18 protein-coding genes and 1 tRNA gene are annotated in these 13,250 nt (G+C 51.3%); 3 read left to right on the top strand and 16 right to left on the bottom strand.

Annotation, left to right across the window (positions count from 1 at the left end; translation table 11 throughout):
* Nucleotides 1–20 precede the first annotated feature (20 nt).
* Nucleotides 21–1,493, top strand: coding sequence for a glycoside hydrolase family 30 protein (locus tag B5F07_RS19935; protein WP_087162962.1), 1,473 nt, complete (start codon nucleotides 21–23; stop codon nucleotides 1,491–1,493).
* 52 nt (nucleotides 1,494–1,545) lie between these two features.
* On the opposite strand, the gene B5F07_RS19940 is transcribed toward B5F07_RS19935, so the two are convergent.
* From B5F07_RS19940 to ylxM, 16 genes are all read right to left on the bottom strand, one after another.
* Nucleotides 1,546–1,618 (bottom strand) — tRNA-Thr (locus tag B5F07_RS19940).
* A 66-nt stretch (nucleotides 1,619–1,684) separates the two neighbouring features.
* Complete coding sequence (locus tag B5F07_RS19945; RefSeq protein ID WP_087162963.1) at nucleotides 1,685–2,254, bottom strand: CDP-alcohol phosphatidyltransferase family protein; 570 nt, start codon at nucleotides 2,252–2,254, stop codon at nucleotides 1,685–1,687.
* 13 nt (nucleotides 2,255–2,267) lie between these two features.
* Nucleotides 2,268–3,185 (bottom strand): mechanosensitive ion channel family protein, encoded by a 918-nt coding sequence (locus tag B5F07_RS19950; protein WP_087162978.1) that lies wholly within the window; start codon nucleotides 3,183–3,185, stop codon nucleotides 2,268–2,270.
* Nucleotides 3,186–3,230: 45 nt separating this feature from the next.
* Nucleotides 3,231–4,121, bottom strand: a complete 891-nt coding sequence (pgeF, locus tag B5F07_RS19955; RefSeq protein ID WP_087162964.1) for a peptidoglycan editing factor PgeF — start codon at nucleotides 4,119–4,121, stop codon at nucleotides 3,231–3,233.
* Nucleotides 4,122–4,166: 45 nt separating this feature from the next.
* Nucleotides 4,167–4,529, bottom strand: a complete 363-nt coding sequence (locus B5F07_RS19960; RefSeq protein WP_087162979.1) for a YraN family protein — start codon at nucleotides 4,527–4,529, stop codon at nucleotides 4,167–4,169.
* Nucleotides 4,530–4,621: 92 nt separating this feature from the next.
* Nucleotides 4,622–5,386, bottom strand: coding sequence for a ribonuclease HII (locus tag B5F07_RS19965; protein ID WP_087162965.1), 765 nt, complete (start codon nucleotides 5,384–5,386; stop codon nucleotides 4,622–4,624).
* Nucleotides 5,379–5,915, bottom strand: a complete 537-nt coding sequence (lepB, locus tag B5F07_RS19970; protein WP_087162966.1) for a signal peptidase I — start codon at nucleotides 5,913–5,915, stop codon at nucleotides 5,379–5,381. Before lepB (B5F07_RS19970) ends, B5F07_RS19965 begins: the two co-directional genes overlap by 8 nt.
* A 24-nt stretch (nucleotides 5,916–5,939) precedes the next feature.
* Nucleotides 5,940–6,806: a ribosome biogenesis GTPase YlqF gene (gene ylqF, locus B5F07_RS19975; RefSeq protein ID WP_087162967.1), complete on the bottom strand. Its 867-nt coding sequence runs from the start codon at nucleotides 6,804–6,806 to the stop codon at nucleotides 5,940–5,942.
* Nucleotides 6,807–6,899: 93 nt separating this feature from the next.
* A complete protein-coding gene (lepB, locus tag B5F07_RS19980; RefSeq protein WP_087162968.1) occupies nucleotides 6,900–7,565 on the bottom strand; it encodes a signal peptidase I in 666 nt (221 codons plus the stop codon).
* 71 nt (nucleotides 7,566–7,636) lie between these two features.
* Nucleotides 7,637–7,984: a 50S ribosomal protein L19 gene (gene rplS, locus B5F07_RS19985; protein ID WP_087162969.1), complete on the bottom strand. Its 348-nt coding sequence runs from the start codon at nucleotides 7,982–7,984 to the stop codon at nucleotides 7,637–7,639.
* A 98-nt stretch (nucleotides 7,985–8,082) separates the two neighbouring features.
* Nucleotides 8,083–8,826, bottom strand: a complete 744-nt coding sequence (gene trmD / locus B5F07_RS19990) for a tRNA (guanosine(37)-N1)-methyltransferase TrmD (protein WP_087162970.1) — start codon at nucleotides 8,824–8,826, stop codon at nucleotides 8,083–8,085.
* A gap of 11 nt (nucleotides 8,827–8,837) precedes the next feature.
* Nucleotides 8,838–9,341, bottom strand: a complete 504-nt coding sequence (gene rimM, locus B5F07_RS19995; RefSeq protein ID WP_087162980.1) for a ribosome maturation factor RimM — start codon at nucleotides 9,339–9,341, stop codon at nucleotides 8,838–8,840.
* A 137-nt stretch (nucleotides 9,342–9,478) separates the two neighbouring features.
* Nucleotides 9,479–9,706: a KH domain-containing protein gene (locus tag B5F07_RS20000; RefSeq protein WP_087162971.1), complete on the bottom strand. Its 228-nt coding sequence runs from the start codon at nucleotides 9,704–9,706 to the stop codon at nucleotides 9,479–9,481.
* Nucleotides 9,707–9,736: 30 nt separating this feature from the next.
* Complete coding sequence (gene rpsP, locus B5F07_RS20005; protein WP_087162972.1) at nucleotides 9,737–9,982, bottom strand: 30S ribosomal protein S16; 246 nt, start codon at nucleotides 9,980–9,982, stop codon at nucleotides 9,737–9,739.
* 46 nt (nucleotides 9,983–10,028) lie between these two features.
* Nucleotides 10,029–11,390, bottom strand: a complete 1,362-nt coding sequence (ffh, locus tag B5F07_RS20010) for a signal recognition particle protein (RefSeq protein ID WP_087162973.1) — start codon at nucleotides 11,388–11,390, stop codon at nucleotides 10,029–10,031.
* Between the two features lies 1 nt (nucleotide 11,391).
* On the bottom strand, nucleotides 11,392–11,742 hold the full coding sequence (gene ylxM, locus B5F07_RS20015; protein ID WP_087162974.1) for a YlxM family DNA-binding protein: 351 nt from the start codon (nucleotides 11,740–11,742) through the stop codon (nucleotides 11,392–11,394).
* A gap of 152 nt (nucleotides 11,743–11,894) precedes the next feature.
* On the opposite strand from ylxM, the gene B5F07_RS20020 reads away from it, so the two are divergent.
* Both B5F07_RS20020 and B5F07_RS20025 read left to right on the top strand, forming a co-directional pair.
* Nucleotides 11,895–12,803: a S8 family peptidase gene (locus B5F07_RS20020; protein WP_087162975.1), complete on the top strand. Its 909-nt coding sequence runs from the start codon at nucleotides 11,895–11,897 to the stop codon at nucleotides 12,801–12,803.
* A gap of 98 nt (nucleotides 12,804–12,901) precedes the next feature.
* The gene (locus B5F07_RS20025; RefSeq protein WP_087162976.1) at nucleotides 12,902–13,123 is read left to right on the top strand and encodes a chorion class high-cysteine HCB protein 13; all 222 of its coding nucleotides are present in this window, start codon (nucleotides 12,902–12,904) and stop codon (nucleotides 13,121–13,123) included.
* The last annotated feature ends 127 nt before the right edge of the window (nucleotides 13,124–13,250 follow it).

The raw sequence follows: 13,250 nt of genomic DNA on the forward strand, positions 1-13,250 counted from the left end.
AGCAAAGGAGGAATTTTCCCATGAACTGCAGACAGATTACCACGTTTTCCGCTGACGGAAACGCATTGCAAAAAGAAACCGTTATCCCGGTCACAAGGGAAGCCGACGAGCCCTCCCATCTGGAGTCCGGTGTGATCAACCTGTATCCGAACCTTACATTCCAGACCATCGAGGGCTTCGGCACGGCGATGACCGAATCTTCTGCCTATCTGCTCTCGAAAATGGACGCCGAAACAAGGCGCAGGGTACTGGAAGACTACTTTGGCCCTTCCGGTAACCATACCCGTTTTATCCGGGTCCCCATAGACAGCTGTGACTATTCCCTGGAAGAGTATGCGGCGGTAAAAGATCCCATCTCCGATCCGGAGCTGAACACCTTCTCCATTAAGCGGGATCAGATCTATGTCCTTCCCGCCCTGAAAGAAGCCATCGATATTTCCGTGGAGCCCATCAGCGTCCTGATGAGTCCCTGGTCGCCCCCTGCCGTCTGGAAAACGCCGCCGGAGCAGCCGAAAAACGACCTGTCGGTCTACGGCAACACGCTCGGCATCCAGATGGATCCGGTAGACTATACAAAGCCTTCCCGCTGCCACGGCGGCAGCCTGAAGCCGGAATACTACGGCTCCTGGGCAAAGTATCTGACAAAATATATACTGGCATATCTGGACGAAGGAATCCCGGTGACAATGATGAGTCTCCAGAACGAATCCATCGCCGCTACAGAATGGGACAGCTGTGTATGGACCGCACAGGAACAGAAGACATTTCTCCGTGATTTCCTGTATCCGGAATTAAAAAAAGCCGGGCTTACAGGGAAAGTCGAACTGTTTATCTGGGACCACAACAAAGAGCGTGTACTGGAGTACTCATCGGAGATCATCGATGATGTTACAGATAAGATGGTAGACGGTATTGCCTTTCACTGGTATTCCGGGGACCATTTCGAGGCGGTTGAGCTCACCCGGCAGCAATTTCCGGGCAAAGTACTCATGTCCAGCGAGTGCTGCACTCTTCACCCGCCGGGAAAGGCGGGATTCATGGGACTTTTCGGCGGCGGGAAGCTGCCCGGCACGGTGGACTATGAAGACGCTGTCGCCTACGCCCACGATCTGATCGGAAATATTAACGCAGGCATGAACCGCTGGATCGACTGGAACCTGATTCTGGACAAAGACGGCGGTCCCCGCCACGTGCCGGGCGGATTCGCATCTCCTGTGATTGCCAATGATGACGGCACATACCGTAAGACCTTAAGCTTTGAATACATCAGCCACTTTGCGAAATTCATCCTGCCGGGCGCAGTGCGCATCGGCTTCTCCCGCTGCGATGCAGTTGTGGAGGTAACCGCGGCAAAGAATCCCGACGGAAGCCTTGCAGTGGTCATCCTGAATTCATCCGATACGGATAAAGAGTATGCTTTCCGGATAAAAGGTGATGTGATCCGCATCCATATACCGGCGCGGACGCTGAATACATTTACAATTACAGATTAAAATGAAAAGCGCAGTCCTCTTCCCTCTGGACTGCGCTTTCTGCAAATAAAAAAGCCGGAAATCAGACTTGAACTGACGACCCCTTCATTACGAGTGAAGTGCTCTACCGACTGAGCTATTCCGGCAATCGGTCCGTCTCAGACGAACCTTTGTTATTATATCTCTTTTTAAAAGAAATTTCAACTATTTTTTTATTTTTTTCTCAGTGCCCGTATATTATGTCTTCCATACAGCACCATGGATATCACCATCATCACGATACAGATTCCGATCAGTACTCTGGATACCCCGTCCGGAATATTAAACCAGAATACATGCAGGATCATCATGGCATAGAGCAGCCATGTGACAACCTTGCCGTGCCACTCCGCGCCGAACACCTCGCCGGTTTTCTTTATGAACAGAAGACCGGTAATCCCCATAAAAGTCTCTTTGAGAACCATCAGGGCAAGCGGGGCAATCATGAGCGGGAAACGGGTTACAAGGCAGAAGAGCATCGCTGCCTGGGTCAGTTTGTCCGCAATGGGATCCAGCACTTTTCCCAGATCACTGACCATATTGAACCGCCTGGCAATAATGCCGTCCACAGTGTCCGTCAGTCCGGACACGATCAGAATCACTCCCGTCAGGATATAATTTTTCTCCCAGCAGTAGAGCCATATAAAAACCGGTATCAGGCAAAGCCGGAAAAAGGACAGTATATTCGGAATTGTCAGTATCTTATTCTGGGAGCTGTTTTTCTTGTCTGCTTCGGATATCATTTGTTCCACCCTCTTATTCTTCATTTTTCATATGCACGGTAAGCTGATTGTACGGTATCTCGATTCCTTCCTCGTCAAAGGTCAACTTGATCTGTTCGAGAAGTCTCCACCTTGTCTTCCAGTATTCCTCCGTCTTTACCCAGGCCCGCAGCCCGATCACCACAGAGCTGTCCCCCAGGGAATCCACAAACACTTTGATATCCTCATCCTGGATAATCGTAGAATCCGAATAGAGCATATCTTCGATCAGCTGTTTCGCCTTCTTCAGATCCGCGTCATAGGAAATCCCCACTTTCAGATCAAGCTGTCTCTCCGGTCTTGCCGTTACATTAGTCAGGCTGTTTTCCGTGAGAATACTGTTTGGCACAACGACCGTCTGATTGTCCACTGTCGCCATCTTTGTGTAAAAGATCTGGATTTCCTTTACAGTTCCCTCGATTCCTTCCTGGGGAACAATTACATAGTCGCCAACCGTGAAAGGTTTGAGCAGCAGGATCAGGACGCCGCCTGCGAAATTCGAGAGCGTCCCCTGCACTGCCAGGCCTACGGCAACACCGGCCGAGGCAATCAGCGCCGCAACAGAAGATGACTCTACCCCGAAGCGCATGGCAATGATGAAAATAAGCAGCGCATAAAGTCCGAATTTCAGCAGGGAGTCAATGAACTGGCTGACCCCGGTATCTGCATTTGCACGTTCGAGAGATCTTTTCACAATTCTGCGGACCCATTTAATCAGTTTGCTTCCGATTATAAAAACGATTATCGCCAGCACAACCTGGATTCCGAAAGCGATCAGATCCGGTATTCTATCATTAAAAAATTTTATAAACTGATTTACTTCCTGGACTGTATCCGTTGTAACCTGTTCCGCCGTATCAATTACATCCTCGACAGACGGCTCCGTCTGGGAAGCCGCCGCCAACCAAATCATCGGCTGCATTATAACTGGCACCTCCTGTTTTCTTTCTTTTCCACGTTATACTCTTTTTTTATCCTGTTTTTCCACATTCAGCGCGAGAAATGCACAAAGATTTCCACGCCTGTTTCCCATCGCCCTGTGGGAATAGAGAATCTTGCTGTTGCACCGGGTGCAGACATTGGTGACCGCCATATGTTCCGGAAGGATCCCCGCCTCACGGAACACCAGCTCATTGGCTTTCCAGAGGTTCAGCTGGTATTTTCCATTCTCTTTTGCATAAAACAGTTCTTTCCAGAATTCCCGGTCAAACGCCGCCCGGAACTGCCCGATCACATCTTCACTGACCTCATAGCATTCCACACAGATGGACGGCCCCACTGCCGCCAGAATATCAGCGGAATCGCAGCCGAATTTCTCCTGCATAAGTTCAACTGTCTTTTTCCCGATTTTTCCCACTGTTCCGCGCCACCCGGAATGACTTAACCCGATGACCCTTTTCACCGGATCCACAAAATAGAGGGGAACACAGTCCGCATAGGAAGTGACCAGACAGATGTCCGGCACATCTGTCACAAGTCCGTCCACATCATTGTAATCCCTCTCACGGATAACTCCTTTTCCCCGGTCCGCCTCTGTCACCACACGGACATTCGTAGTATGTGTCTGTCTGGAGAGCACCATGTCCTCGCATCTCACACCTATGGCTCTTCCGATTCTGCGGAAATTCTCCCGTACCGCCTCCGGGTCGTCTCCCCGGTCAAAGCTTAAATTCATCGAGGCGAAACACCCTTCGCTTACGCCGCCTTTCCGGGTAGAGAATCCGTGCCGGACAATCCCCGTATTTTCAAACAGCGGAAATTTCAGAAACGGAACCTGCTGCCCGTTTTCATCCACCCCCGCCTCGTCAAATATATGTCTCCCGTCTTTATAAACAAGCCCGAGCCCCATATTTCACCATGCCTTTCCTTTTTTCCGGATCCTGCCCTCTGAGTGCTACCCCCTGAACGCATCCTCGATATGGACAATCTCCGGGGAATCTGTTCCATCTATCCCAATCACGTCAAACCTGCAGGGAATCTCTCCCATCTTCCGCTCTGCCAGATAAAACATGGCGCAGCGGAAGATGGTCTGCTGCTTTCTGGCGTCTACCGCCTCAAGAGAATTTCCTTTTTCCGGACCGGAGCGGTACTTTACTTCACAGAAAACCAGGGTATCTCCATCCATGGCAACAATATCAATCTCCCCCGCCCTGCAGCGGTAATTATACTCCAGAACTGTATAACCTTTCTGTTCCAGATACGCTCCCGCAGCCTGTTCATACATGCCGCCCACCCGGCGCCAGTTTATCTTCTCCATATTTTTTCCTTCCCACGCGCCACAACCGCCGCTGCCGGAATTTTCCTCTTCCACGGCATGCCGCCGCACTTGGCATTGCTGCTTCTCTGCCGTCAGAGAAAGTTTCCGATAAAGGTCCGCCGGTGAATCGGGCTTGGTCCCAGTCTCCGGATCGCCTCAATGTGCTCCTTCGACCCATACCCTTTATGCCTGGCAAATCCGTATTCCGGCAGAATCTCATCATACCGGACCATCAGCCGGTCCCTGGTTACTTTTGCAATAATGCTTGCCGCTGCGATGGACACGCTCTTTGCATCTCCCTTGATAATCGGCACCTGAGGTATCAGGATATCCGGGATTGTCACGGCATCGTTCAGAAGAATCTGCGGCTCCACGGAAAGCTTTGAAATGGCGTCCCGCATGGCTTCATAAGTTGCCTGGAGTATATTGATCTCATCAATCCTCGCCGGAGACACAAGCCCCACCCCCACGGCAACAGCTTTCTCCATGATCTCATCGTACAGTTCTTCCCTCTTTGCCGGGGAGAGTTTCTTCGAATCATTCAGCCCCAGGATCTCGCAGTCTTTCGGCAGAATCACCGCCCCGGCTGCCACCGGTCCCGCCAGAGGTCCTCTTCCCGCCTCGTCTATCCCGCAGATAAAATCATACTGGTCATATTTTCTCTCATATGCTCTCATGGCATCCAGGCGTTCCCGCTCCGCAGCCAGGGATGCCGCCTTCTTCCGGCACCCCTCCACCAGCTTTCTGACTCCTGTGCGCTCATCTTCTCCATACCGGGCGCACAGCTCTTCCCACTGTGCTTCTTCTGCCGCTTCAAACTCTGCGCGGATCTGGGCAATACTTTTTCTGTCACTCATGGCGGATCACTCCGAACCGATCCAGAGGCCAGATTCTCACCCATGCCCTGCCCAGGATATCCCTGCGGTGGATCACGCCCACATTGGCAGCGCGGCTGTCCTGGCTGTTGTTCCGGTTATCTCCAAGGACAAAATACTCATCGTCCCCCAGCTTTATGGGTTCCGCTGCCAGTCCTGCCTCCTCCATCACGGCATTGCCGTAGTGTTCATCCAGCTGCTGCCCGTCGATATAGACATAACCGTCCACGATCTGGACCGTCTCTCCCGGAAGCCCGATAATCCTCTTGATATAGTATGTATTATCTTCGTACTGATAAGGAAATACAATGATATCATACCGCTTCGGATCTGTAAAGCGATAGGAAATCTTATCCACAATGAGCTGATCCCCGTTCGAGAGCGTCGTCTCCATAGAGGAGCCGCTCACCATCGTTCTCTGCCCTACAAATGTAATAATCAGATAAGTCAGTCCTACAATTATCAGGATATATACGATCCACCCGAGCAGTTCTCTAAAAATCTTCTTCATCCGCTGTTTCCTTCTTTCTGTCTTTTACGCTGTAACAGCTGCTTTTTCACAAGGCGGCTTTTCCAGCGTAATCCGCCCCAGCCGTCCGTTCCGGAAATCATCCATCAGAATCGCCGCTGCCTTCTCCGTGTCCAGTTCGCTGCCGCGCACAAGACAGTGCCGGCTCTCGGCAATATGATTCAGGTAGCCGTACACATCTTCTGCCGGCTCGATTCCGTACTTTTCCTCCAGAACACCCGGATACTCCCGGATCAGGAATTTCACGAGCTCTCCCGCCAGTTCTTCCGTCTGCAGGATCTCGTCCTTGATGGAGCCGATAAGCGCAAGTTTCAGCCCCACTTCCTGGTCCTCGAATTTCGGCCAGAGGATTCCGGGAGTATCCAGAAGTTCCACATTCTTATTCAGCCGGATCCACTGTTTTCCTTTCGTCACACCCGGCTTATTCCCCGTCTTTGCACAGGCTTTGCCCGCCAGGGCGTTGATAAACGTGGATTTTCCCACATTGGGGATTCCTGCCACCATGGCGCGTACCGGACGGTTCAGAATTCCTCTTTTCCGGTCTCTCTCCGTCTTCTCACGGCACGCCTCCTGAATGACGGACTGAATGGACTTAATTCCCCCGCCCTTTTTCGAGTTCACTTTTACCACGGAATAGCCCTTCTCCTTAAAAAAGGCAACCCATTCGTCATTTATCCTGTCTTCCGCCAGATCCGCCTTGTTGAGCAGGATCATTCTCGCCTTGTTCTTTCCCAGCTCATCGATGTCCGGATTCCTGCTCGAAAGAGGAACTCTGGCGTCCACCAGCTCTATGATCAGATCGATCAGCTTTATATTTTCCTGCATCATCCTGCGGGCTTTCGTCATATGCCCCGGATACCACTGAAAATGCATGTTCTACCTCCTGTCCGGATTTTTATTCTTCCGCATCCGGATTATTTTTCTCCTGTTTCCGGACTTCTATCCGGTAAGGTATTCCCGGTTCATCTAGGAAATGAAGCCGAAATTTTCATCGGACTTCACGGCAAACCATGCCTGTCCGTAGATCTCGTCACGCGTCACATTCCCCGCGCCCGGAGTCCTGCTGTCATCGCTGGACGCCGCATTGTCGCCGATCACAAAATATTCGTCCTCGCCCAGTTCCACAGGCTCCGCCGCCACACCGGGATATTCGATGCCGGAGACATGGATATCCTCCGTCACCGGCTCTCCGTCTATATATACACTTCCGTCCGTTATCTGGACCGTCTCCCCGGGAAGTCCCACAACCCGCTTGATCGAATAGTGGACGTTCTCGTTTTCCCGGTAGACAATAACGTCTCCTCTGGACGGATCCTTTATATTATATATCACCCTGTTTACCAGCACAACATCTCCGTTGGACAGTGTGGGCCGCATGGAATCCCCTGCACTGCTCACCCGCTCTCCAAACGCCAGAACGATCAGGAATGCCGCTGCACAGACGATCGCAATCTCCATTCCCCACCGGAAAATCTCTGCAGCAAGGGAGGCGGCAGACCTGGAAGGTTTCTTCTCAAAACGAAGTTTCCTCTTTCTGTTCTCGAATTTCAGGTTTCCGGTCTGGCGCGGCGCCCGCCGGTGCTGTTTCTTCTGTGCTGTTCTCCGCTTTCTGTTAAAACTTAAGCCCTGCATAGTTCCTCCAGATTCCCAGATTATACAAAGAGGGACAAACTACAGATCTGTAATTGTCCCTCTCCTGGTTACTATTTTACTAATTCTTTTACCTTTGCAGCTTTTCCGACACGTTTTCTCAGGTAATTCAGTTTCGCACGTCTTACTTTACCTCTGCGCACAACCTCTACCTTCTCAACATGCGGTGAGTGAACCGGCCATGTCTTCTCTACTCCGATTCCGTTGGATGTCTTTCTTACTGTGAAAGTCTCTCTTGCTCCGCCGCCCTGTCTCTTAAGGACAGTTCCTTCGAACACCTGGATTCTCTCACGGTTTCCCTCTTTGATCTTCGCGTGTACCCTTACGGTATCTCCCACGTTGAACTGAGGTGCATTCTCTTTTAACTGCTCAGCTTCGATTTTCTTGATAATCTCATTCATTTTGTGTGACCTCCTTAATATTTGACGTTCTTAACACATAAAAAGTGCCAGAGGACCATCGCTCTTCTTTTCACAACTGTTGTAGTTTACCATATTTCTCACTTGTTTTCAAGCTCTTTTTTCATTTCGTCCAGCCATTTTTTCTCTTTTTCCGTCAGGCTGCTCTTTTCGAGCAGGTCCGGACGCCTCTCATACGTCCGCAGAATGGACTGTTCCCGCCGCCATTTTTCAATATTGGCATGATGTCCGGACAGCAGCACCGGCGGAACCTTCTTTCCGTGCCACTCTTCCGGCCGGGAGTACTGGGGATATTCCAGAAGGTTGTCCTGAAAGGATTCGAACTCCGCCGACACGTCGTTGTGCAGCACCCCCGGAACCAGCCTGGAGATGGCGTCAACCATCACCATGGCGGGAAGTTCCCCGCCGGTCAGCACGTAATCTCCGATGGAAACATAATCGGTTACGATCTCTTCAAGCACCCGCTCATCAATCCCCTCATAATGTCCGCAGAGAAGGATCAGTTCCTCTTCCTGAGCCAGTTCTTCCGCCATCTTCTGGCTGAACACATCTCCCTGGGGAGAGAGATAGATCACTCTGGGCTTTCGCTCCAGTTTCTCCGCCACCGACTCATAGGCGAGATACACCGGTTCCGCCTGCATCAGCATGCCCGCGCCTCCGCCATAAGGGTAATCATCCACACTCTGGTGTTTGTTAAATGCATAGTCCCGGATATTGACAGCCTCAACCGAGAGGAGTCCTGCGTTCACGGCACGTCCGATGATACTGGTGTTCAGCCCGTTCAAAACCATCTCCGGAAACAGTGTAAGTATATGAAAATTCATGTTCGTCTCCTTCAGATCAGTCCGTCCATAAGCCGGACCGTCATCCTGTTTTCATCCACATCCACATCAAGGATGCACTGCCGGATCGCCGGGATCAGCACCTCGCCGTGTTCATCCGAGTCAACGATATAGACCTCATTCGCCCCGGTCTCCATAACGTCCCTGAGCACCCCGAAACGCCCCTCTTCCGTGTACACGGTCATGCCGATGAGATCAGCGATGTAATACTCATCTTCCTCCAGGCGGACAGCATCCTCCCTGGAGACAAGCAGGCTCTTTCCTTTATATTGTTCAATATCATTGATATTGTCAATGCCTTTAAACTTCAGGATCACAAACTGTTTGAAAAACCGGGCATTCGCAACCTCCAGGGGGATCCGCTCCTTCCCGGTATCCAGAAGCACTTTTTTCAGTTTTTTAAATCGTTCCGCGTCACTGGTCGTGGGAAATACCTTGACCTCTCCGCGGACTCCATGCGTGGAAGATATGACTCCCACCTGAAGAAATTGTTCCATGCAGTCCTTCCTCCGTGCATTATCTGCTTTTTCAGGAAAACAGGCAGACAGACGTTCTCCCTGCCCGCCCGGGTTCACCAAGATAAAATCAGGAGACAGCTTCACATATCATGAAGACTATCCCCTGTCTGCTTCATCTATACGATGTCAACAACGACCCTCATGTCTTCCTTGGCCGCTGCCGCTTTCACAACGGAGCGGATCGCTTTTGCGATACGTCCCTGCTTTCCGATGACCTTTCCCATGTCACCGTCTGCCACGTGCAGTTCGAGCACTGTGGTTTTGCCTTCTTTTTTCTCGGTGACCGTCACTTCATCCGGATTGTCAACGAGAGCTTTCGCGATCACTTCAACTAATTCTTTCATTATAAGCGCACCTCCGCGAAGACATCTTAATTATTTCTCGATACCTGCTGCCTTGAAGATCTTTCCTACAACCTCTGTCGGCTGTGCACCATTGTTGAGCCATCTTTTTGCTGCTTCTTCATCTACCTTGAACACGCTCGGATCCTGGTTCGGATCGTATGTTCCGATCTCTTCGATGAATCTTCCGTCTCTCGGGGACCTTGAATCTGCTACTACGATTCTATAGAAAGGAGCTTTCTTCTGTCCCATTCTTCTTAATCTGATCTTTACTGCCATTTTTTTCACCTCTTGATTTTTCTATTGTTTAAATGTTATCTATGTGTTAAAAAGGGAGTTTGAATCTGCCCTTTTTGCCACCTTTTCCACCCATGAGTCCGGGAAGCTTCTTCATCATCTTCCTCGACTCGTTAAACTGTTTTACCATGCGGTTGACCTCGGAGATATCAACACCTGCGCCTTTTGCAATCCGGTGCTTTCTTGAGGGATTGAGAAGATCGGGATTCCGCCGTTCCTCCGGAGTCATGGAATAGATCATGGCCTCCATGCGGGCCATCTTTTTCTCATTCTCCTCCGAATCCAGTTCCGGCATCTTTCCCCTGCCGCCCATGGCTCCAAGCCCCGGCATCATACTCATAATCCCGGAGAGACCGCCCATCTTTCTCATCTGTTCCATACTGTCAAGATAATCTTCGAAGTCGAACTGGGCTTTCTTCATCTTGTCAGCCATCTTCCTGGCCTTGTCCTCATCCAGTTCCGCGCCTGCCTTCTCGATCAGGCTGAGCACGTCACCCATGCCCAGGATACGGGATGCCATTCTGTCAGGATAAAACTGTTCCAGATCGGAGAGCTTCTCTCCCATACCGACATAGAGAATCGGGCACCCGGTCACTGCCTTGATGGACAGCGCCGCACCGCCCCTTGTGTCACCGTCAAGCTTTGTGACGATCACGCCGTCGATGCCAATCTTTTCATTGAAGGTTCCGGCCACGTTGACCGCATCCTGTCCGGTCATGGCGTCCACGACCAGGATCGTCTGATGAACCGTTACCGCTTCCTTGATCTCCTGAAGTTCCGCCATCATGTCCTCATCAATGTGGAGACGTCCGGCGGTGTCGAGTATTACAATATTATTGCCGTTCTTTGCGGCATGCTGCACTGCGGCTTTTGCGATATCGGCGGGACGGTTCCTGTCTCCCATGGAGAACACTTCCACGCCCTGCTTCTCCCCGTTGATCTGCAGCTGTTTGATCGCCGCCGGCCGGTAGACGTCGCACGCCACAAGCAGCGGCTTCTTTCCTTTTAACTTGAACTTCCCTGCAAGCTTTGCGGTGGTGGTCGTCTTACCTGCTCCCTGGAGTCCCGCCATCATGATCACTGTCATGGCGCTTCCGGGCTGCAGTTTGATCTCTGTAGTCTCGGAACCCATCAGTCTGACAAGCTCCTCATTTACAATCTTGATCACCATCTGTCCGGGATTCAGGCCGTTCATCACATCCTGTCCGACCGCCCGCTCCTGGACATCTCTGATAAAATTCTTCACAACCTTGAAGTTGACATCCGCCTCGAGGAGAGCCATCCTGACTTCTCTGAGAGCCGTCTTGACATCATCCTCTGTAAGCCTTCCCTTACTCCGCAGGTTTTTAAACACATTCTGAAGTTTTTCTGTTAAGCTGTCAAATGCCATTCTATAACTCCTCTATGATCCGGTCCGATATCTGCCGGATCTTTCTGATAACTTCCTCAGGTTCCTGCTTTTCGCTCTCCCACTCATCGAGATACCTCTCGATATCCTTTACGCTCTCCTTGATGGCAAGGAACTTTTCCACTAGGTGGAGCTTCGCCTCATATCCTTCCAGGGATCTCTGACAGCGCTTCACCAGATCGTGCACCCCCTGGCGGCTGATCCCTTCCGATTCGGCGATCTCGCTCAACGACAGGTCATCCAGCACGAACTGCTCATAGATCTCCTTCTGATGATCTGTGAGAAGTTCCCCGTAAAAGTCATATAATAAAGCCTGTTCTAAAAACTTGTTCATCGTTGTCACCTCTGGTATCATACACGAAAGCGGCAGGGGTGTCAAGTGTTTTTTCTTTACATCCTTTAAATCTCTTTGAATCCTCTTTTCCCCATCTTTTGAACATTCCGTATTTTTGCGAATATTCTTATATAAAAAGGATTTTTTCTGTCATGAAATTCGTAAAGCAAACCGTCGGTTACTGGTGTCCTGACATCACACAGGGAAACTTCCTGGGTCAGGGGATCCGCGCCGCCATCCTTGACACTGGCGTCTCGAATCATCCGGATCTGCAGAACCGCATCCTTGATTTCCGGGATTTTACAGGCAGATCGTCCGGGGAAAGAGACGACAGCGGGCACGGCACCCATGTGGCGGGCATTCTTGCCGGGGACGGCACTGCCTCCTCGGGTCTGTACGCGGGAATGGCTCCCCGCTCCGAACTGATTATCGGAAAGGTTCTTGACCGGGAAGGGAACGGGAATGTGGATATTGTGCTAAAAGGGATCGAATGGATCCTGTCTCGGAAAAGCACGTATGACATCCGCATTGTCAATATTTCCGTAGGAACCCAGCCGGACCTTCCACGGGAACAGAAGCAGCTTCTTCTCGAGGCGGTAGAGCATCTCTGGGACGCCGGGCTTGTCGTGGTCGTCTCCGCCGGGAACTACGGTCCGAAATCGGGCACTGTCTCTGTCCCCGGAAGCAGCAGAAAAGTGATCACCGTAGGCGTTCCCGATTCTCCCCTTCCCCCGGTCAGCTGCCGCAGAAACCGGCTGAACTACTCCGGCAGGGGGCCCACCGGCGAGTGCGTCGTAAAACCGGACATCTACGCTCCCGGCACCGGGATCATCAGCTGCAACAGCCGTTACTCCCTGCCCGGCGAACACCCTTACACGATCAAAAGCGGCACTTCCATGGCGACACCTGTCGTCTCCGGCGCCATCGCCTGCCTGCTCTCAAAATACCCGGATATGACGAATGTGGAAGTCAAGCTCAGGCTCCGGGAATCCTGTCAGGCTTTCCCTGGAACAGAAGCCGGATGGGGCATGCTCAGCGTAGAACAGCTGTTTAAAACCTGAAAGGGACATGCCTGAAAATTTATTTTTTATCCAATCACACTTTTTCACCCCCGGCATACTATAAAACTGTAAACAATATCTTATCTGGAGGATTTAACATGAGTGATTTAACTGCTACGAACTGTGGATGCGGATGCGAAAACGGCAACGGTATGTCTTCCTGTCTGTGGATTATCCTGCTTCTCTGCTGCTGCGGAGGATGCGGCGGCAGCACATTTGGCGGAAACGGCTGCGGAAACGACAGCTGCCTGTGGATCATTCTGCTTCTCTTCTGCTGCGGCGGCTTTGGCAACGGCTGCGGAAACGGCTGCGGATGCTGATCTGCATCGCATCAGAAAGGGGCTGTCGGATAATACCAATTTTTAGCCCCTGATATACAGGAAAGAGACACTCCCACAAAATCCAGGCTTTTTCAAACCTGAATTCCCTGTGAAGGTGTCTCTTTCT

The sequence above is a fragment of the Lachnoclostridium sp. An169 genome (assembly GCF_002160525.1).
Taxonomy (GTDB): Bacteria; Bacillota; Clostridia; order Lachnospirales; family Lachnospiraceae; genus Mediterraneibacter; species Mediterraneibacter cottocaccae.

Bases quoted from the DNA above. Each gene is read 5' to 3' on its own strand.
- B5F07_RS20025 (WP_087162976.1), top strand. From the start codon at position 12,902: ATGAGTGATTTAACTGCTACGAACTGTGGATGCGGATGCGAAAACGGC.
- B5F07_RS19950 (WP_087162978.1), bottom strand. From the start codon at position 3,185: ATGATTTGGTTGGCGGCGGCTTCCCAGACGGAGCCGTCTGTCGAGGAT.
- pgeF (WP_087162964.1), bottom strand. From the start codon at position 4,121: ATGGGGCTCGGGCTTGTTTATAAAGACGGGAGACATATATTTGACGAG.
- rpsP (WP_087162972.1), bottom strand. From the start codon at position 9,982: ATGGCAGTAAAGATCAGATTAAGAAGAATGGGACAGAAGAAAGCTCCT.
- ylxM (WP_087162974.1), bottom strand. From the start codon at position 11,742: ATGAACAAGTTTTTAGAACAGGCTTTATTATATGACTTTTACGGGGAA.
- lepB (WP_087162966.1), bottom strand. From the start codon at position 5,915: ATGAAGAAGATTTTTAGAGAACTGCTCGGGTGGATCGTATATATCCTG.
- B5F07_RS19945 (WP_087162963.1), bottom strand. From the start codon at position 2,254: ATGATATCCGAAGCAGACAAGAAAAACAGCTCCCAGAATAAGATACTG.
- lepB (WP_087162968.1), bottom strand. From the start codon at position 7,565: ATGCAGGGCTTAAGTTTTAACAGAAAGCGGAGAACAGCACAGAAGAAA.
- B5F07_RS20000 (WP_087162971.1), bottom strand. From the start codon at position 9,706: ATGAAAGAATTAGTTGAAGTGATCGCGAAAGCTCTCGTTGACAATCCG.
- ylqF (WP_087162967.1), bottom strand. From the start codon at position 6,806: ATGCATTTTCAGTGGTATCCGGGGCATATGACGAAAGCCCGCAGGATG.
- ffh (WP_087162973.1), bottom strand. From the start codon at position 11,390: ATGGCATTTGACAGCTTAACAGAAAAACTTCAGAATGTGTTTAAAAAC.
- B5F07_RS19960 (WP_087162979.1), bottom strand. From the start codon at position 4,529: ATGGAGAAGATAAACTGGCGCCGGGTGGGCGGCATGTATGAACAGGCT.
- B5F07_RS19935 (WP_087162962.1), top strand. From the start codon at position 21: ATGAACTGCAGACAGATTACCACGTTTTCCGCTGACGGAAACGCATTG.
- B5F07_RS19965 (WP_087162965.1), bottom strand. From the start codon at position 5,386: ATGAGTGACAGAAAAAGTATTGCCCAGATCCGCGCAGAGTTTGAAGCG.
- rimM (WP_087162980.1), bottom strand. From the start codon at position 9,341: ATGGAACAATTTCTTCAGGTGGGAGTCATATCTTCCACGCATGGAGTC.
- trmD (WP_087162970.1), bottom strand. From the start codon at position 8,826: ATGAATTTTCATATACTTACACTGTTTCCGGAGATGGTTTTGAACGGG.
- B5F07_RS20020 (WP_087162975.1), top strand. From the start codon at position 11,895: ATGAAATTCGTAAAGCAAACCGTCGGTTACTGGTGTCCTGACATCACA.
- rplS (WP_087162969.1), bottom strand. From the start codon at position 7,984: ATGAATGAGATTATCAAGAAAATCGAAGCTGAGCAGTTAAAAGAGAAT.